The 17,553-nt window shown below is 66.8% G+C and carries 20 protein-coding genes; 7 read left to right on the top strand and 13 right to left on the bottom strand.

The features are described from left to right. Nucleotides 1-83: 83 nt before the first annotated feature. From hpnC to NU688_RS05290, 4 genes are read left to right on the top strand one after another with little or no spacing between them, the layout of a single operon-like run. Nucleotides 84-998, top strand: coding sequence for a squalene synthase HpnC (gene hpnC, locus NU688_RS05305; protein ID WP_257859481.1), 915 nt, complete (start codon nucleotides 84-86; stop codon nucleotides 996-998). Continuing rightward, the gene (hpnD, locus tag NU688_RS05300; protein WP_257859480.1) at nucleotides 995-1,834 is read left to right on the top strand and encodes a presqualene diphosphate synthase HpnD; all 840 of its coding nucleotides are present in this window, start codon (nucleotides 995-997) and stop codon (nucleotides 1,832-1,834) included. The genes hpnC and hpnD overlap by 4 nt, the downstream gene beginning before the upstream one ends. Beyond that, nucleotides 1,831-3,090, top strand: coding sequence for a hydroxysqualene dehydroxylase HpnE (gene hpnE / locus NU688_RS05295; RefSeq protein WP_257859479.1), 1,260 nt, complete (start codon nucleotides 1,831-1,833; stop codon nucleotides 3,088-3,090). Before hpnD ends, hpnE begins: the two co-directional genes overlap by 4 nt. Continuing rightward, nucleotides 3,087-3,389 carry a hypothetical protein gene (locus NU688_RS05290; protein WP_257859478.1) on the top strand — a complete coding sequence of 101 codons (303 nt, stop codon included), beginning with the start codon at nucleotides 3,087-3,089 and terminating at the stop codon, nucleotides 3,387-3,389. Before hpnE ends, NU688_RS05290 begins: the two co-directional genes overlap by 4 nt. On the opposite strand, the gene NU688_RS05285 is transcribed toward NU688_RS05290, so the two are convergent. After that, on the bottom strand, nucleotides 3,390-4,031 hold the full coding sequence (locus NU688_RS05285) for a LysE family translocator (protein WP_257859477.1): 642 nt from the start codon (nucleotides 4,029-4,031) through the stop codon (nucleotides 3,390-3,392). Nucleotides 4,032-4,155: 124 nt separating this feature from the next. Here NU688_RS05285 and NU688_RS05280 point away from each other — a divergent pair, with 124 nt between their 5' ends. Next, the gene (locus NU688_RS05280) at nucleotides 4,156-4,461 is read left to right on the top strand and encodes an NIPSNAP family protein (protein ID WP_093433255.1); all 306 of its coding nucleotides are present in this window, start codon (nucleotides 4,156-4,158) and stop codon (nucleotides 4,459-4,461) included. 3 nt (nucleotides 4,462-4,464) lie between these two features. Here NU688_RS05280 and NU688_RS05275 read toward each other — a convergent pair whose 3' ends face one another. Beyond that, nucleotides 4,465-5,196: an HAD family hydrolase gene (locus tag NU688_RS05275; RefSeq protein ID WP_257859476.1), complete on the bottom strand. Its 732-nt coding sequence runs from the start codon at nucleotides 5,194-5,196 to the stop codon at nucleotides 4,465-4,467. A gap of 15 nt (nucleotides 5,197-5,211) precedes the next feature. On the opposite strand from NU688_RS05275, the gene hemH reads away from it, so the two are divergent. Together hemH and NU688_RS05265 are read left to right on the top strand one after the other, a co-directional pair. Then, nucleotides 5,212-6,255 (top strand): ferrochelatase, encoded by a 1,044-nt coding sequence (hemH, locus tag NU688_RS05270; RefSeq protein ID WP_257859475.1) that lies wholly within the window; start codon nucleotides 5,212-5,214, stop codon nucleotides 6,253-6,255. Then, nucleotides 6,252-7,109 (top strand): bifunctional 2-polyprenyl-6-hydroxyphenol methylase/3-demethylubiquinol 3-O-methyltransferase UbiG, encoded by an 858-nt coding sequence (locus tag NU688_RS05265; protein WP_257859474.1) that lies wholly within the window; start codon nucleotides 6,252-6,254, stop codon nucleotides 7,107-7,109. The genes hemH and NU688_RS05265 overlap by 4 nt, the downstream gene beginning before the upstream one ends. A 25-nt stretch (nucleotides 7,110-7,134) precedes the next feature. On the opposite strand, the gene NU688_RS05260 is transcribed toward NU688_RS05265, so the two are convergent. The 11 genes from NU688_RS05260 to NU688_RS05210 all read right to left on the bottom strand — a co-directional run bounded on the left by NU688_RS05260 (nucleotide 7,135) and on the right by NU688_RS05210 (nucleotide 17,526). Then, nucleotides 7,135-7,692, bottom strand: coding sequence for a thioredoxin family protein (locus NU688_RS05260; protein ID WP_257859473.1), 558 nt, complete (start codon nucleotides 7,690-7,692; stop codon nucleotides 7,135-7,137). Between the two features lie 121 nt (nucleotides 7,693-7,813). Then, nucleotides 7,814-8,320, bottom strand: coding sequence for a DUF1993 family protein (locus NU688_RS05255; RefSeq protein ID WP_257859472.1), 507 nt, complete (start codon nucleotides 8,318-8,320; stop codon nucleotides 7,814-7,816). Nucleotides 8,321-8,377: 57 nt separating this feature from the next. Then, complete coding sequence (locus NU688_RS05250; RefSeq protein ID WP_257859471.1) at nucleotides 8,378-9,262, bottom strand: alpha/beta fold hydrolase; 885 nt, start codon at nucleotides 9,260-9,262, stop codon at nucleotides 8,378-8,380. Next, the gene (locus tag NU688_RS05245) at nucleotides 9,259-10,326 is read right to left on the bottom strand and encodes a branched-chain amino acid ABC transporter permease (RefSeq protein WP_206178915.1); all 1,068 of its coding nucleotides are present in this window, start codon (nucleotides 10,324-10,326) and stop codon (nucleotides 9,259-9,261) included. Before NU688_RS05245 ends, NU688_RS05250 begins: the two co-directional genes overlap by 4 nt. Nucleotides 10,327-10,340: 14 nt before the next feature. Beyond that, on the bottom strand, nucleotides 10,341-11,324 hold the full coding sequence (locus NU688_RS05240; RefSeq protein WP_257859470.1) for a branched-chain amino acid ABC transporter permease: 984 nt from the start codon (nucleotides 11,322-11,324) through the stop codon (nucleotides 10,341-10,343). A gap of 148 nt (nucleotides 11,325-11,472) precedes the next feature. Beyond that, the gene (locus NU688_RS05235) at nucleotides 11,473-12,201 is read right to left on the bottom strand and encodes an ABC transporter ATP-binding protein (protein ID WP_257859469.1); all 729 of its coding nucleotides are present in this window, start codon (nucleotides 12,199-12,201) and stop codon (nucleotides 11,473-11,475) included. A 145-nt stretch (nucleotides 12,202-12,346) separates the two neighbouring features. Further along, the gene (locus NU688_RS05230; RefSeq protein ID WP_257859468.1) at nucleotides 12,347-13,120 is read right to left on the bottom strand and encodes an ABC transporter ATP-binding protein; all 774 of its coding nucleotides are present in this window, start codon (nucleotides 13,118-13,120) and stop codon (nucleotides 12,347-12,349) included. A gap of 44 nt (nucleotides 13,121-13,164) precedes the next feature. Then, nucleotides 13,165-14,613, bottom strand: coding sequence for a PHB depolymerase family esterase (locus NU688_RS05225; RefSeq protein WP_257859467.1), 1,449 nt, complete (start codon nucleotides 14,611-14,613; stop codon nucleotides 13,165-13,167). 164 nt (nucleotides 14,614-14,777) lie between these two features. Further along, a complete protein-coding gene (locus NU688_RS05220) occupies nucleotides 14,778-15,965 on the bottom strand; it encodes a substrate-binding domain-containing protein (RefSeq protein ID WP_257859466.1) in 1,188 nt (395 codons plus the stop codon). Between the two features lie 157 nt (nucleotides 15,966-16,122). Continuing rightward, entirely contained in the window at nucleotides 16,123-16,386 is a 264-nt protein-coding gene (locus tag NU688_RS05215) for a hypothetical protein (protein ID WP_257859465.1), read from the bottom strand. Nucleotides 16,387-16,407: 21 nt separating this feature from the next. Next, nucleotides 16,408-17,526 carry a DUF4272 domain-containing protein gene (locus tag NU688_RS05210; protein WP_257859464.1) on the bottom strand — a complete coding sequence of 373 codons (1,119 nt, stop codon included), beginning with the start codon at nucleotides 17,524-17,526 and terminating at the stop codon, nucleotides 16,408-16,410. Nucleotides 17,527-17,553 lie beyond the last annotated feature (27 nt).

Below are 17,553 nucleotides of genomic sequence, written 5' to 3'. Positions count from 1 at the left end.
CCGGTGCGTTCATGGGCGAGCTGTTCGAAGTGGCAACGCACCGAGCATAGTGCCGGGGACATCGTGTCGCGGACAATCGTGGCGTGTCCGCCACTCCCCACCTTGCCGCCCCACCGGCGCACTACGAAAACTTCCCGGTCGCCTCGTGGCTCTGCCCGCCGCACCTGCGACCGCCGATTGCAGCGATCTATCACTTCGCGCGCACCGCCGACGACATTGCCGACGAAGGCGATGCGTCGCCCGACCAGCGCCTGGCCGAGTTGCGCGCTTACCGCGATGAGCTCGCCGCCGCCGCGCAGGGCGAACCACTCGCCACGTCGCGCTGGCCGCACGTGTTCGGGCCGCTGGCCCACAGCATCGCGCAGTACAGCCTGCCCGAAGACCTGCTGGCCGACCTGCTGAGCGCCTTCATGCAGGACATCGAGAAGACGCGCGACCACGGCACCTATGCCGACCGCGCCGAGCTGCTCGACTACTGCCGCCGCTCGGCCAACCCGGTCGGACGGCTGCTGCTGCATCTCTACGACGTGCACGATGCACAGGCGCTGGCGCAGAGCGATGCCATCTGCAGCGCGCTGCAGCTCATCAACTTCTGGCAGGACCCGAGCGTGGACCTGCCGCGCGGACGCTTCTACTTTCCGTTGACCGACTGCACCCGGCGCGGCCTCACGCGCGAGCACTTCAAGGTGTTCGAGCCGCTGTCGGCCGCGCCGCCGCCGCAGGAGGCCATCAACCTGGTTTCGGTCGTGTCGTTCTGGGCGCGCGAGCTCATGGAGGAAGGCGCCCCGCTGGTGCACCGCCTGCCGGGCCGCGCCGGATGGGAACTGCGTCTCGTCGTGCAAGGGGGCCTGCGCATCCTCGACAAGATCACCGACCTGGGCTTCGACACCTTCTCCCAGCGCCCCACCATCGGCAGGGCCGATGCGCCCGTATTGCTCTGGAAAGCGCTGCGGATGCGGAGACAATGGCGCCCCATGAAAGCAGCGCCTCCCCGATGAATCCCGAGCAATACGTGCAAGACAAGGCCGCCGCCTCGGGCAGCAGTTTCTATTACGCCTTCCTGTTCCTGCCCAAGCCGCGCCGCGCGGCGATCACGGCGTTCTATGCCTTCTGCCGCGAGGTCGACGATGTGGTCGACGAGGTCAGCGACCCCGGCGTGGCCGCCACCAAGCTCGCCTGGTGGCGCACCGAGGTCGCCCAGGCCTTCGCGGGCACGCCGCGCCATCCGGTGATGCTGGCGCTGATGCCGCACGCCGCGGCCTACGGCATCGAGGCGCGCCAGCTGCTCGAGGTGATCGACGGCTGCCAGATGGACCTGGACCAGACCCGCTACCTCGACTTCCCCGGCCTCGCGCGCTACTGCCACCTGGTGGCTGGCGTGGTGGGCGAGGTCGCGGCGCGCATCTTCGGCCAGACCGATCCGCAGACCACGGCCTACGCCCACAAGCTGGGCCTGGCGCTGCAGCTCACGAACATCCTGCGCGACGTGGGCGAAGACGCGCTGCGCGGCCGCATCTACCTGCCGGTCAACGAGCTGCAGCAGTTCGACGTGAAGGCGCACGAGATCCTCAACCGCGTGCACTCGGACCGCTTCGTGGCGCTCATGAAGTTCCAGGCCGAGCGCGCGCATGCCGCCTACGACGAGGCGCTCGCCCTGCTGCCGGTGGCCGACCGCCGCACGCAGAAACCCGGCCTGATGATGGCCAGCATCTACCGCACGCTGCTGCGCGAGATTGAACGCGACAGCTTCCAGGTGCTGAACCAGCGCGTGAGCCTGACGCCGGTGCGCAAGTTCTGGCTCGCATGGAAAGTCCAGGCGCTGGGGCGGATTTGAAGACAGCCGTCATCGGCGCCGGCTGGGCCGGCCTCGCCTGTGCGGTCGAGGCCACGCGGCTCGGTCATGCGGTCACGCTGTTCGAGGCCGCGCCCATGCCGGGCGGCCGTGCGCGGCGCGTCGACCACATGCACGGCATGGCGCTCGACAACGGCCAGCACATCCTGATCGGCGCCTACACGGCCACGCTGAAGCTGATGCGCGAAGTCGGCGTCGATGTCGAAAAGGCACTGCATCGCCTGCCGCTCTCGCTGCGGTTCGCCGATGGCGGCGGGTTGAAGCTGCCGCGGCTGCCTGCGCCGCTCGATCTACTGGCGGGCATCTTCACGGCGCGCGGCTGGACTTGGCGGGACAAGTCTTCGTTGCTGCGGACGGCCGTCGGCTGGCGCCTCGGCAGATTCCGCTGCGCGCCCGACACCACGGTGGCCGCGCTCTGCACCGGCCTCTCGCCGCGTGTGATGCAGGAACTGATCGAGCCACTGTGCGTCTCTGCGCTCAACACGCCGGTCGCCCAGTCGAGCGGCGAAGTGTTCCTGCGCGTGCTGCGCGACGCGCTCTTCAGCGGCAGCGGCGGTGCGGACCTGCTGCTGCCACGCGTGGACCTCGGGGCGCTGTTCCCGGATGCCGCGATCGCGTGGCTGACGAAGCACGGCGCGACGGTGCGCATCGGCACGCGTGTGCGGGCCATCGCACCTGAAGACGGCCAGTGGCGGGTCGACGACGAAAGCTTCGACCAGGTCATCCTGGCCTGCGCACCCTGGGATGCCGCGCGGCTCGTCCGCGCATCGGGCTTGCCGACAGATCGCTGGTGCGAAACCACCGAGGGGCTGCGCTTCGAAGCCATCGCCACGGTCTATGTGCGCGGCGCCTCGAAGTTGTCGGAGCCGATGCTGGCCCTGCGCAGCGATCCGGCCGCGGCGCCCGCACAGTTCGTGTTCGACCGCAGCCAGCTCGGCGGCCCGGATGGCGTGCTCGCGCTGGTCATCAGCGCCAACGAGGCATCACGCGAAACGCTCGAAGAGCAAGTGATCGCGCAAGCCGCGACGCAGTTGGGGCAGACCGCGCTCGAGATCATCCAGACCGTCGTTGAGAAGCGCGCCACCTTCGCCTCCACGCCCGCGCTCGCACGGCCGCCGATGCGCATCGCGCCCGGCCTGCAGGCCTGCGGCGACTACACCGAAGGCCCCTACCCCGCTACGCTCGAGGGCGCGGTACTCAGCGGGCTGGCGGCAGCCAAGGCATCGACCACCTCATGACCGAACTGCGTTACCTCGACTTCGACTACAGCGAAGACACCGAAGGCCACGGCACCTTCGACGCCATGGCTTCGACCGCGCCGGAGAAATCGCCCAAGGTACATGCCGAGATCGAACAGGTACTCGCCTGGGCCGAAGCCACGTTTCCGCATGCGCGCGGCGCATTGGACGAAGGCGCGACCTGGGACTGCGACCTGCAGGAAACACGCGAAGACCCGCGCTTCACCACCGTCACCTTCTCGCTCAGCGGCACCGCCGACTTCTGCGCCGCGCTGCGCGAGCAATTCGCGCTCGATTGATCAGGCCGCCTTGTTCGGCAAGCGCAGCAGGCTCAAGCCCAGCAGCACGAAGGCGCCGCCGGACACGCGATTGAAGAGCTTCGACCGGCGCGGATCGGACAGCTGCTTCTTCAGCATCCGCGCCAGCAGCACATAGAACGCGTGCGACAGCACTGAGCCCGCGGCGAAGGTGGCGGTCAGCACCGCGAACTGCCCGAGGATCGGCGCGTCGTGCATCAGGAACTGCGGGAACAGCGCCGAGAAGAACAGGATGCCCTTGGGATTGGTGAGCGCCACCGTCACGCCGTTGCCGAACAGGCGCCACGCAGCGCGCGGCGCGGCGGGCGTTCCGGGCGCTGCCAAGTCGGAGAACACGCTGGCCCGGTTGCGCCACTGCTTCACACCCAGGTAGACCAGGTACGCCGCACCCGCCACCTTCAGCACCATGAACGCGGACGCCGAGGTCGTCAGCACCACGCCCAGCCCCGCCATCGCGGCGGCCGACACCATGAACAGGCCCACCGCATTGCCGAGCGAACTGATCATCGCGCGTCGCGGGCCCACGGCGATCGAGTTCGAGACCGCGAGCAGCACGGCCGGACCCGGGGTGAAGGCGACGAGCAGCGTCACGCCGCAGAAGATGAGCCAGTTGGAGAGGTGCACTTTCGGAGTTCCTGCGCGAAAGGTGATCAGGGGATGCGGAGACGGGGGAGCGGGAAACTATAGTCCGACGGCCCGCAGCCCGCCGAGGCTGGGCCGATTACCCCTCACCTCCGGAAACAAAGACATGGTCACCTGCTACCTGCGCTACATCGTCGACGCCTACAAGCTCAAGGAATTCGAGCACTACGGCAAGCTCTGGATTCCGCTGGTCGAGAAGTTCGGCGGCACGCACCACGGCTACTTCCTGCCCTCGGAAGGCGCGAACGATGTCGCGCTGGCGATGTTCAGTTTTCCGAGCCTCGCGGCCTACGAGAAATACCGCGCCGACTCGATGCAGGACCCCGAATGCCAGGCCGCTTTCAAGTACGCGCAGGACACGCGCTGCTTCCTGAGCTACGAGCGCAGCTTCTTCCGGCCCGTCTTCGAATAAGCCTCAGGCGCCCAACGCCACGCACAGCGCGTGCAGGTTCGGCACGATCAGCTGCGGCCGCGCGCCATGCACCCAGGGGCGCTCGTCGCGCACCAGCCATGCGGCCTGCATGCCGGCATTGAGCGCACCGACCACGTCGAGCTCTGCGTCGTCACCCACGTGCAGCACGTCCTTGGGCAGCAGGCCGACCGAGGCCGCGGCGGCGCGGAAGATCGGCGCATGCGGCTTGCCGCTGCCGAAGGCGCGGGCATTGAACGCAGTGCGGAACCACCGACCCACGCCGGTCAGGTGGATGTCGGCATTGCCGTTCGATACGGCAATCAATGGATAACGTTCGCTGAGCCACTTGAGCGCGGGCAGCGCATCGTCATAGAGCGTCACGCGCTGGCGCTCTGCGAAGAAGGCATCGAAGGCCGGGTCGGCCAGCGCCGGGTCTTCGCCAGAGCGCTTCAGTGCCGTGCGGATCGACTCGCGGCGCAGCGCGCTCAGGTCGTGCGCGAGGTCCGAGCGCTCCTTCTCTGTGGCTTCGCGCAGCTCGCGCAGGATGCCGGGCGTGAGCAGCAGCGAGGCGGTCTTGGGTGCCTCGCGCAAGAGCCATTCCTGCAGCACAGCCTCGGCGCGCTCGATGGTCGGCCAGATGGGCCAGAGGGTGTCGTCGAGGTCGAGCGAGATCGCGGAAATGCGCTGAACGTCGAGCGGCGCGGCGCTCGCGGGCGCAGGGGAAGCGGAGGTCATGCCCGAGAATATCGCATGCCCCACATCGCGACGAATGACCCGACGAACGCCAGTTCCTCCAATGACCGCACCGCCGTGCTCTGGTGCAACCTAGGCTCTCCCGATGCTCCCACCGCTGCGGCCGTTCGCCCCTACCTCGCCGACTTTCTGGGCGACCCGCGCGTGGTCGAGATTCCGAAATTGCTCTGGGCGCTGATCCTGCACGGCGTCATCCTGCGCACGCGGCCGGCCAAGTCGGCCGCCAAGTACGCGAGCATCTGGATGACCGAAGGCTCGCCGCTCAAGGTGTGGACGCAGAAGCAGGCAACGCTCCTGGCCGGCTGGCTCGGCGAGCGCGGCCACCGCGTGACGGTGCGCGATGCGATGCGCTATGCCAACCCGTCGATCGCCTCCCGCCTCGATGCGCTGCAAGCCGACGGCGTGACGCGCGTGCTCGTGCTGCAGGCCTATCCGCAGTACTCGGCCACGACCACGGCCAGCGTGATCGATGCGGTGAACGACTGGAGCCGCAAGCAACGCAGCATTCCCGAATTCCGCTTCGTCAATGAGTACCACCAGGACCCCGCCTACATCGATGCGCTCGCGCAAGGCATCGAGCGCCACTGGAAGACCGAGGGCCGCGGCGAGCTGCTGCTGATGAGCTTCCACGGCATCCCCGCGCGCAACATCGCGCTCGGCGATCCGTACCAGGCGCAGTGCCTCGCCACCGCGCGCCTGCTCGCGGCGCGTCTCGGTCTTTCCGACGCAGAGCATCGCGTCACCTTCCAGTCGCGCTTCGGCCGCGCCAAGTGGCTCGAGCCCTACACCGAGCCGACGCTGCGCGAACTCGGTGCGAAAGGCATCAAGCGAGTCGATGTGGTGTGCCCGGGCTTCCCGGCCGACTGCCTCGAGACACTCGAGGAAATCGCCATGGAGGGCCGCGAGGCCTTCCTGCACGCGGGCGGCCAAACGTTCAATTACATCCCCTGCCTCAACGACAGCCCCGCGTGGATCACTGCGCTCGCGGGCATTGCCGAACGCAACCTCGCCGGCTGGCCGACCCAGCGACAGAAGACATGAAAAAAGAACTGCACGAGGCCAACCGGCTTTCATGGAACGCGGCAACGGTCGCGCACAACAGCCACAAGGGCGACCAGGCCGCGTTCTTCCGCGCGGATGGCTCCACGCTCTTTCCCGAAGAGACGGCGCTGCTCGGCGACGTGAAAGGCCTCGCCCTCCTTCACCTGCAATGCAACGCGGGCCAGGACACCCTGAGCATCGCGCGCTTGGGCGCCAAGGTGACGGGCGTGGACATCTCCGACGAAGCCGTCGCCTTCGCCACGCGGCTGTCGGCGCAGTCGGGCATCCCGGCGCGCTTCGAGCGGTCCGACGTCTATGACTACTTTCGCGATGCCGGGGCGCGCGGCGAGCGCTACGACATCGTCTTCTGCTCCTACGGCACGCTGTGCTGGCTCTCCGACATCTCGGCCTGGGCGCGTGGCGTGGCGCAGTTGCTCGAACCCGGCGGGCGCTTCGTGTTCATCGACTTCCATCCGTACGCGATGGTGTTCGACGAAACCTGGCAGTTTCACTACGACTACTTCAACGATGCGCCCGTGCCCGAAGCAGGCGTGGGCGACTACGTGGTCCAGTCGGGCGACGGCCTCGTGCGCGATGACTATGAGCCGGGTGTGCAGGATTTTCGCAATCCGAACCCGAGCTTTGAATTTGCATGGGGCGTCGGCGAGGTGATCACCGCGCTCGCAGAGGCCGGTCTCGCGGTCGAGCGCTTCGACGAGTACCCGTACGCCAACGGCTGGAAGCCCTTCGAAGGCATGCGCGACATCGGTGGCAAGCGCATGGCGCCACCGGAAAGCATGCCGCGCATTCCGCTGATGTATTCGCTGGTGGCGCGCCGGCCAAAAGCGCCGTAGTTCACGCCTTGGTTCGCGCCGCAGTTCAGGCGGCCCGCTTCTGCGCCAGCAGCGCCTGGATCGCCGCCTCCATCTCGGCGTACTCGCCCTCGCCGAAGTGCTGGCGCATCACCTGCCCCTTGCTGTCGACCAGGTAGAACGCCGGCCAGTACTGGTTGTTGTAGACCTTCCAGGTGGTGAAGCCGTTGTCCTGCGCCACCGGATAGCGGATGTTGAAGCGCTCGATCGCGTCCTGCACGTTGCGTGTCGACCGCTCGTAGGCGAACTCGGGCGAGTGCACACCGACGACGACGAAGCCCTGGTCCTTGTACGTCTCGTACCAGCGCACCACATGCGGCAAGGTGCGGATGCAGTTGATGCAGGTGTAGGTCCAGAAGTCAACCAGCACCACCTTGCCGGCGAGGCCTTGCATCGTGAGCGGGCCGGAGTTGAGCCATTTCTCGATGCCCGCGAACTCGGGCGCGCGGCCGTAGTCCTGGAGGCCCGGTGATGCGGCGAGCGCACCTTGCATCGGCCAACCGACCGCTGCGGCCGCACCCGCGGCAAGACCTGAAAACGCCCTTCTCGACAGCAACTTGCCCATGATCGCAACCTCGCTCGTGTCAGACCGACAGCGGTCTGGCGCGATTGTTGGGCGCGCGCCCCGTCGGCGCGCATGTGTCACGGCAATTTGAAGTTTGTCGCGAAGCCGTGACGAACTACGCTCAGAACTTGCCGAGGTAATCGAGCTTGCCGATCGGCATGCCGCTGTGGCGCAGCACGTCGTAGGCCGTGGTCACGTGGAAGAAGAAATTGGGCAGCGCGAACTGCAACAGGTAGCGCTGCGCGGTGAAATGCGCCTCGCCTTCGCGCTGCTTGATGGTCACGGGGCGTTCTTCCTGGCCGTCGATCAGTGCGCGGTCGATGGTCGCGAGAAAGTCCTGTGTCTTCCGGATGCGGGCCACGAGGTCGTCCCAGGTCTTTTCTTCATCGAGAAAGCTGGGGGCCGTGATGCCCGCGATGCGCGCCGCGCCGAGCTTCGATGCATCGCTCGCGCGCTGCACCTGGCCGGCCAGCGTGAGCATGTCGGGCGCCAGACGCGCCTCGACCAGCGTGGCGGTGTCGATGCCGTTGGCCTTGGCATGCGCCAGGCTCTTGTCGAGCAGGTGGGTGAGCTGGCCGAGTCCGCGGGTGAAGACCGGGACCGAAATGTCGTACATCGAGAGCGCCATGGTGAGGTGAGCCTTGTAGTGGGTGAAGCCGGCGGCGATTGTGCTGCCGCCATGCATTCAGCGACCGGCCGCCCGGATAAACCCCTCGATGGGCTCCAGTTGTTCGGGCACGTTGAGCGCGGGCGCGTGACCGCACCCCTGGATTTCGATGACCTGCAGCCGCCCCTCGGCGCCCGGCCCGCGACGGCGCATCTCCTCGACCACCTCGGGCAGCACGAGGTCCGACTCGGCGCCGCGCAGGCACAGCACCGGCACGTCGATCAGGTCGTAGTGCGGCCAGATCAGGTAGTCGTTGTCGTGCGCGCTGAACTGCTTGACCATCGCCGGGTCGTAGTGCGGCGTCACGCGGCCGTCGGCGAGGCGGCGGGTGGAGCTTTCGGTGAGACGCCGCCACTGCGCATCACTGAGCCAGCCGTAGGGCTTGTAGACGGTGCGAAAGAACACCTCCAGCTCGGCCACCGTGTCGAACGAAGGCGGCTGGCCCGCATAGGCGCGGATGCGCTCGATGGCCGCTTGCGCAAGCTGCGGCGCGTTGTCGTTGAGCGTGAGGCTCGCGATGCGCGCCTTCATGCGCGGCTCGAACAGGCCCGAGGCGCACACCATGCCGATCGCGCCGCCCATCGAGGTGCCGACCCAGTGCACGCGGCCCAGGCGCAGTTCGTCGCACAGCGCATTCGCGAGCCGCGCGTAGAAAGAAAGCTGGTATTCCTCGTCGGGCAACGGGCTCCATTGGCTCAGGCCCCGGCCAATGGTGTCGGGGCAGATCACCCGAAAGCCGCGCGCGGCAAAGTGCTGTGCCAGTTCGTCCATGTCGCGGCTGGTGCGCGCGAGGCCATGCCAGGCGATGACCACCGGCGCATCGGGCGCGCCCCATTCGAGCCAGTGGATCTCGCGGCCGGCAAGCTCCGCGTAGTGTGATGTGGGGATGAGGGGCGCGCTCATCGTGCCGCCCTCGCCCGCAGCTTGCCGACGATGCCGGTCGGGAAGTAATACACCGAGAGCACGAACAGCACGCCGAGCCACAGCAGCCAGCGGTCGGGCGACAGCAGCGCCGCGAGCCACGGCAGCCCGCTCGCCGCCTCGCTGCCCAGGCGCAGCAGGTCCTGCAGGTAGCTCTGCGCCACCACGAACAGCACCGCGCCGATGGCTGCGCCGTAGATGGTGCCCATGCCGCCGATCACCACGATCAACAGCACGTCGATCATGATCTCGAAGCTCAGCGAGGTGTCGGGTCCGTTGTAGCGCAGCCAGATCGCGAGCATCGCGCCGGCCAGCGTGGCGAACAGCGCCGACAGCACGGCCGCCGTCGTGCGGTACACCACCACGCGATAGCCGATGGCCTCGGCGCGGAACTCGTTCTCGCGAATCGCCTGCAGCACGCGGCCGAAGGGCGAGTTGACGATGCGCAGCAGCGCGAGCACCAGCACCACGGCGGCGACGAACAAGAGGTAGTAGCAGAGCAGCCGGCCATCGAGCGAGACGCCGAGGAACGGTTCCTCGGCAAACTCGAAGCTCGGCGAGATCAGCTCGGGCAGCTTGAAGGTCAGGCCGTCTTCGCCGCCGGTGAAGTCCGACAGCTGCGAGGCCAGCGTCTGGAACGCCGAGGCCACGGCCAGCGTGATCATCGCGAAGAAGATCGCGCGCACACGCAGCGAGAACAGGCCGATGGCAAACGAGAGCACCAGCGATATCGCGAGCGATGCACCCAGCCCCACGAGCACCGCGCCCCAGTTGGGTCCGAGTCGCGACGCGGAAATCGCGATGCCATACGCACCGATCCCGAAGAACATCGTGTGCGCGAAGCTCACGATGCCGGTGTAGCCCAGCAGCAGGTCGAAGCTCGCGACCAGCACCACGAACACCAGGATCTTGGCCGCAACGCTGAGCGCCTTCACGCCCGGGAAGATGAACGGCGCGAACGCAAGCGCGAGGAACAGCGCCACGAGCAGCAGCGCCAGGAGGCGGCTGCGGGGCATGTCGTTGGAGAGAAGTCGTTTGAGAAACATGAGCGTCTTCTTCCTCAACGGTTCGCCACGGGATACACACCCTGCGGCCGCCACAGCAGCACGGCCACCATCAGGAAGATGCTCGCGAACTGCGTGAGCGTGGGCAGCAGGAAGCCGATGTAGTTGGTCATGAGCCCCACGAGCAGCGCGCCGATGAGCGCCCCGCCCGTCGAGCCCAGCCCGCCGATGATGATGACGATGAAGATCAGCACGTTGACCTGCGCGCCCATCTGCGGCACGAGGTTCTGCTGGAACAGCCCCCACATCACGCCACCCAGGCCCGCGAGTGCGCTGCCCACCACGAACACGCCGACGAAGAGCCGTCCGATGCGGTAGCCGAGCGACTCGACCATCTCGCGGTCTTGCACGCCGGCGCGGATCAGGAGGCCGATCTTGGTGCGGCCGAGCGTCCATGCCAGAACGCCGAACACCACCACGCCCACAGCCACCGCGAGCAGCCGGTACTTGCTGATGGCCGCATCGCCGATGAGCAGCGAGCCGCGCAGTGCCTCGGGCAACGGCAGCGGCACCTGCGCGGGGCCCCAGATCACCTTGATGAGCTCCTCGCCGATGATCATGCCGCCCATCGTGATGAGAATCTGCTTCAGGTGCTGGCCGTACACCGGCCGCACGATGAAGCGCTCGAAGGCGAAGCCGACCGCGCCCGCGACGGCCATCGCGACCAGCATCGCGGGGAACACCGCAACGAGGTTGCGCCACAGTTCCTGCGAGCCGGTCCAGTCGCCCATGAGCCCGAGCACGCTGCTCGCCACGAAGGCGCCGAGCGCGATGAACACGCCGTGGCCGAAGTTCAGCACGTCCATGAGGCCGAACACCAGCGTGAGGCCCGAGGCGATGATGAAGATGATCATGCCCATCGCCAGGCCCGCGACCGTGAGCGTGAGCCAGGTCGAGAACGAGCCAGTGAGCGGCAGCGCGACGAGCGCGAGCACCGGTGCCAGCAGCAGCGGCTTCCAGTCGAAGTCGAGTGCTTTCATTTCTGCGCTCCCTTTTCTTGCTCCTTCCCCCTCTGGGGGAAGGCTGGGATGGGGGCTGACGGCGCTTGCAAGGCCGCGCTGTATCGAAGGCTGCGAGCCCCCACCCCAACCCTCCCCCAGAGGGGGAGGGAGTAGTACGTCGAATACTTCATAAAGCCAGTCCTAGCAGCGATTGCTGCAGTTGCGCATCGGCGGAGAACGCCGCCATCGAGCCGCTGTGCACCACGCGGCCGTTGTCCATCACCGCGACGTTGTCGCCCAGGCGTTGGGCGAAGTTGATGTTCTGTTCGACCAGCAGGATCGTCACGCCGCTGCGCTTGAGCTCGGCGAAGGCGTCGATCATGTTGTTGATCATCACGGGCGCGAGGCCCTTGCTGGGCTCGTCGATCAGGAGCAGCTCGCGCGGCTCGACGATGGCGCGCGAGACGGCCAGCATCTGCTTCTGCCCGCCCGAGAGCTTGCCGGCCGGGTGGTTCCAGAACTTCTCGACCGCGGGGAAGAGCTTGAAGATCCACTTCAGGCGCGTGTCGTCGATCTGCCCGGCGTTCTTCGCGGCGCGCGCAGCGAGCAGCATGTTTTCCTTCACCGTGAGGTCGGAGAAGATGCCCATGTTCTCGGGCACGTAGGCGATGCCGAGGCCCGCGATCTGCGGCGTCTGCATCGCGGTGATGTCCTTGTCGGCAAAGCGCACCCTGCCTTGCGATGCATGCCACAGGCCCATGATGGTTCGCAGCGTGGTCGTCTTGCCCGCACCGTTGCGGCCCAGCAGCATGGTGAGCTGGCCCTTGGGCACGGCGAGGTCCACGCCATGCAGGATGTGATACGCCCCGATGTGCGTCTGCACGCCTTCGAGGATCAGAAGATTCGGAGTGCTCATAGGTCTTGCTCCTTCCCCTTCCGGGGGAAGGCTGGGATGGGGGCAAGCGGCGCTGGCACGGCCGCGGCGGGGTGGAGGCCGCGAGCCCCCACCCCGGCCCTCCCCCGGGAGGGGAGGGAGAAATTCAAATTCATCATCAGGCGTTTCATGCCGTGGCCTCCTTCGCAATGCCCAGGTAGGCCTCCTGCACCACCGGCGAGGCGATCACCTCGGCCGGTTCGCCGTCGGCCACCAGCGTGCCGTTGTGCAGCACGATGATGCGGTCCGCGAGTTCGCGCACCACGTCCATCTTGTGCTCGACCAGGAGGATGGTCTTGGTCTTGGTCTTGTCCTGCTTGAGCTTGCGGATCAGGTCGAGGATGACCGGCGCCTCGGCCGCGTTCATGCCGGCCGTGGGCTCGTCGAACATGAAGACCTTGGGCTCCAGCGCCATGAGCAACGCCACCTCGAGCTTGCGCTGGTCGCCGTGCGGCAGGCTCGCGACCGTCGCGTGTTCGCGCGACTTCAGCGCCACGTCCGCGAGGATCTGGTCCGCGCGCTCGGTCAGCGCCTTGTGGTCGCTCCAGATGCTCCAGAGATTGAGGCCGCGCCGATGCGCGCCCTCGCGGGTGGCCTGCACCGCCAGGCGCACGTTCTCCAGCACCGTGAGGTTGGGGAACAGGTTGGTGAGCTGGAAGGCCCGCCCCAGCCCCGCGTGCGTGCGCGCGGACGGCGACAGGCCCGAGAGCGATTGCCCGTCGAGCGACACCGTGCCGGCGCTCGCCTTGAGCTGCCCCGAGATCAGGTTGAAGTAGGTGGTCTTGCCCGCCCCGTTGGGGCCGACGATGGCCGTCAGCGTGCCCGGCGCAAAAGCGCAGCTCACGCTGTTGACGGCCACGTGCCCACCGAAGCGGATGGTCAGGTCTCGGGTCTCAAGCATCGTTGGTCATTGCGAAAAAGAAAGAGTGTCGATGTCGACCGGCCTCAGCAGGTGCCGATCACGTAGTAGTTCGGGGCGGTCTGCTTCAGCGTGGTGGTGATGTAGATGTTCCACAGGCCCATGGCCTGCGCCGAGCCGTAGGCATACGTCAGGCCCCACAACGCATAGGCGCGCCCGGCCAGTGTGTGCGCATAGTTGCTCGCGGTGTAGCAGGTGCCGCCGGTGCCGCCCGAGGTGGTGGTGCCGGTGGCGGCCGTCGACATCGCGCCCTGCGCGTTGCTGGCGTCCAGCGCGGCCACGGTCCAGCTGTAGGTGGTGGATGCGGCGAGGCCCGTGTCCGTGTAGTTGGTGCCTGCGACCGGTGCCGCGTTGACCTTGCTGCCGCCGCGGTACACGTTGTAGCCCGTGGCGCCCGAGACGCCCGCCCAGCCGATCACCATACTGCTGGCGGTCGCGCCCGAGGTGCCGACGCCGGTGGGTGCCGTCAGCGACGAGCCACCGCCCGAACTGGTCACGCGGTCGACCATGGCCTTCATCGCCGCCATCTGCGGGCCCGACTTCTTCGCGTAGTTCGCGCTGTCATAGCCCCACCAGTCCCAGCAGCTGTTGGTGGCCGCGGTACTGGTCTGCGGATAGATGAGCACGATGTTGTTGGTGTCGGCCCAGCGGTTGTAGCCGGTCTTCTTGACGTACTGGTCGCCCACGTCGGTGTAGTTCTGCTTGCAGCCGTGCAGCACCAGGTGCACGCGGCACGAGGCGGTGGTGCAGGCCTGCGGCACGTAGATCCAGCCCGTGGCGGCCGCGCCGTGGCCGGTGATGAACTCCGACTGGTTGAACTCGGTGAAGGTGCCGCCCAGCGTGCCGTTGTTTCGCGGGTTCAGCGGACCGTACAGGTGCGTGAGGATCTCGCCCGCGAGGTCGAAGCCGCAGTTGTTGATGTAGGGCGAGGCGGTGGTACTGCAGGCGCCGCCGTAGTCGTCGGTGACCATCGCGTGGCCCGCGCCCAGGTTGTTCTTGTAGACCGTGTTGGCGGCCGGCACGAAGCTCTGGTAGTAGGTTTTCAGGTCGTCCATCACCGCCTGCTTGACGGTGTTGTCGGCGGTGCCGGAGAAAAGGTAGACCTTGGAGCCGGTCAGGTTCGAGACCGGATCGATCGTGCCGCTCGCGGCCCAGCTGTTGGTGGTGCTCACGAGCGTGGACACCGGGATGCTGGTGCTGTGCGTCATGCACCGCCCCGTGGCATTGAGCACCGAGCCTTCGGCGCAGTAGTACGGGCCGCCGGCGACCACGCCCGCGCCGCGCTTGAAGGTGGCCGAATAGGCCACGTGCAGTTGCACCGCCATGAAGCCGCCCGCCGAGAGGCCCGACACGCTCACCTCCGCCGGGTTGGCGTTGAGCGCGGGCAGCGGCACCGCCGCCATGGCGGCATGCGCCGCCACCGTCATTGCCGCTGCCGCGGCCAGTCCCTTCCAGTTCCTTCTCATCGCTTGCATCGCTGTCTCCTAATGTTGTGGGTATCGAACGCTTGCTTGCAGACTGACGAATCGGCCGTGGAAACACGCCGGCTTGCGCGGACGCAGGCTGGCGCTTCGCCCGGCGGCCATCCGGGGCGAAAGGAAATGCGGCCGTCCTCAGGGCCGCGGCATCGGGTGGGCGCTCAGCGCTTGTTTTTGATGGGGATGTCCATCTCTTCCGGCTTGATCTCGTGCACCAGCTCCGGCACGCCCCAGGCGAACGCCGGGTCGACCTTGATCTTGAAGTGGTACATCGACTGCATCGCCTGGTGGTCTTCCTTGCGGAAGGTCATCTTGCCCTTGGGGGTGTCGAAGCTCATGCCTTCCATGGTGCTGATGAGCTTGTTGGTGTTGGTGTCGCCGCCCGTTTTCTTCAGCGCCGTCACCACCGCCATCGCGGCCGAGAAACCACCGGCCGTGAAGAAGTCCGGCGGCGTCTTGAACTGCTTGTAGTGCGCCGACACCATCGCCTCGTTCACCGGGTTCTTCGGGATGCCGAAGTAGTAGTAAGCGGCGCCCTCCATGCCCGGCAGCGCCTTGTACGCGGCCATGGCCGGCAGGATGTTGCCGCCGGTGGAAATCTCGATGCCGTAGCGCTTGAGGTCCAGGTCGACGATCTTGAACGGGTTGCCCGCGCCGGCCCAGACGATCCAGATGATCTTGCGGCCCGGCTGGTCTTTCAGCTTGTCGATCAGGCGCTGCGCACCGGCGGTGAAGTCGGTGGTGGCGGGCGGCAGGTACTCCTCGTGCACCAGCTTCGCCTTCTTGAGCGCGGCGCCGAAGGCCTTCACGCCGTCGCGGCCGAAGGCGTTGTCCTGCGCGAGCGTGGCGACAGTGACGCCGGCCTTGTCGACCGCCACGGCATTGGAGATGGCGTCCTGGCTCGAATTGCGGCCGGTGCGGAAGATGTACTTGTTCCACTTGTCGCCCGTGATCGAGTCGGCCACGGCAGGCTCGACCAGCAGGATCTTCTTGTATTCCTCGGCCACCGGCAGCATCGCGAGCGCGACGCCCGAGGCGGTGGGGCCGACGGCCAGCGCGGCCTTGTCATCCGAATACGCGGCGGCCAGCAGCGACTTGCCAAGGTCTGGCTTGCCCTGGTCGTCCTTCTCGATGACCACCAGCTTCTTGCCGTTGACCGTCATCGTGCCGCCGGTGGCGTAGTCCAGGCCCATCGCGAAACCGGTCTGGGTCTGCTTGCCGTAGGCCTCGAGCGGACCGGTCTTGCTGTAGATGTGGGCGATGCGGATTTCGTTGGACTGGGCCCAGGCGGGAGCGGCAGCGGCGCAGGCGGAAAGCGCAGCCAGCGCGACGAGGTGGCGACGGATCATCGTTATGTCTCCTGAAAGTGGTGACTGAATATTGCACAGTTCGTGCCACCCACCCAACTCATTGATAACAAAGGTTTCTTCATTGGGAAGAAGCCCTTGACGCCTGATTTCAGAACACTTGTTGTGACTGAATTTCAGGCAATTGTCTTTTTATCAGTCAGGGTTTGCCAGAAGCCTGCCGCGCCGAAATCCAGCGCTGGAATTCGCGCTCGGCCTGCATCCGGAATTCGTTGCGCGTGTGGTTGCAGATGGCGTGGGCGAGGCGCCGGTGCTTCTGCGCGCGCACGCCGCCCAGGGTCGAGTCGATGAGGTGCTCGATGGTCGCGGACTCGGGCCGGCCGTAGGGCTCGTCGAAGTCCATGGGGAGGCCGCACCAGTGGCAGTTGGGGCCGAAGGTGGAACGCAGGGCTCGGACGCTCATGGTGCGGATCTCATGGCGGCGTCAGGTCGACGTATCGACTTCATCCCATTCCTTGTTCTCGAACCGGACCAGCCAGTTCAGCACGCGGTGACGCTCGAGAATCACGCCGGCATCGAGCCCTGCTGGCACGGCCTGCTCCTTGACCTGGGCCTGACGCGTCAGCCAGTGGAGTCGGTAGTGCAGATCGAGGGCATCGAGGATCTCGCTGTCCGGCCGCATCCGCATTGCGCGCATCAGTCCTTGCTCGTCGTGCGCGTCCAGCAGGAGGCGGGTCGTCAACGGCACGTCGCAGATGGCAGCGGGAAACGGCAGCTCGTCCACCAGGCCCATGACCCATTCCAGGAGGAACACGCATTCGTAGCGCCAGCCGAACTGAGCGACCTCCGATTCCGATGGCGCCTCCTGCAGCAGAAAGGCCTGCTCCTTCGGCGTCAGGTGGGCCCGCGCCGATGGCAAGCGCTCGAACAGGGTCTCGACGGGAAACGGGTCCTTGGCTGCCATCGACTCGGCCTGCACCGCCACGGCAAGCAGCGCGAACGCCCTGCCCGCGATTTCCTGCGGCGTGCGCAATCGCAATTCAGGCTCCGAGACAAGCGGCGGTAGCTGTTGGAGCGGCGGCATCTGCTTTTCCGAAAGAAACGCCTCCGTGCGCGCTTTTCTTTCCCATGCCTGCGGTGGGTACGGGAGAGCGGCGCTCTCATCCCCCTCCTCGCCGCCCGCGGACAGCAGCATCACGCCGTGGGGATCGCGGATGCCCCCGTCGCGCAAAAACAGGATCGCGTTGGCCTGCACGGCCCAATCGGCGAAAGCATCGAGTTGCGCGTCTTCGACGACAAGACTCAGGTGCTGCCGCACCCGTTGGATGTGCCGCATCACGTGATAGCGGTTGCGCGACATCTCGCCGTTGCCCCGGCTCAGCACGTAGCCGATGAAACCTTCGAGGTGCGGGGCAAGCTCCGGATCGGAGAGGTCGCGGCGCGCCACCATCGTGTGCGCGAATTGGAGCGCCGGGACATCGGCGCAGGTGCAATAGGCGTTGATCAGCATCCCTTTATCCGGGCTTTCATCGGCCTGCACCACTGGCGCGGGCGCCGCGGGTTTCACCAGCGCGTCTTTCAGTTTCGCGAACAGACCCTTCATCGAATCCTCTCCCTCGTGGTGGTTGTC

Source organism: Variovorax sp. ZS18.2.2 (assembly GCF_024701975.1).
In the GTDB taxonomy this organism is placed as follows: Bacteria; Pseudomonadota; Gammaproteobacteria; order Burkholderiales; family Burkholderiaceae_C; genus Variovorax.
The sequence above is the reverse complement of the archived record's forward strand: the minus strand, read 5'-3'. Positions and strand labels throughout refer to the sequence as shown.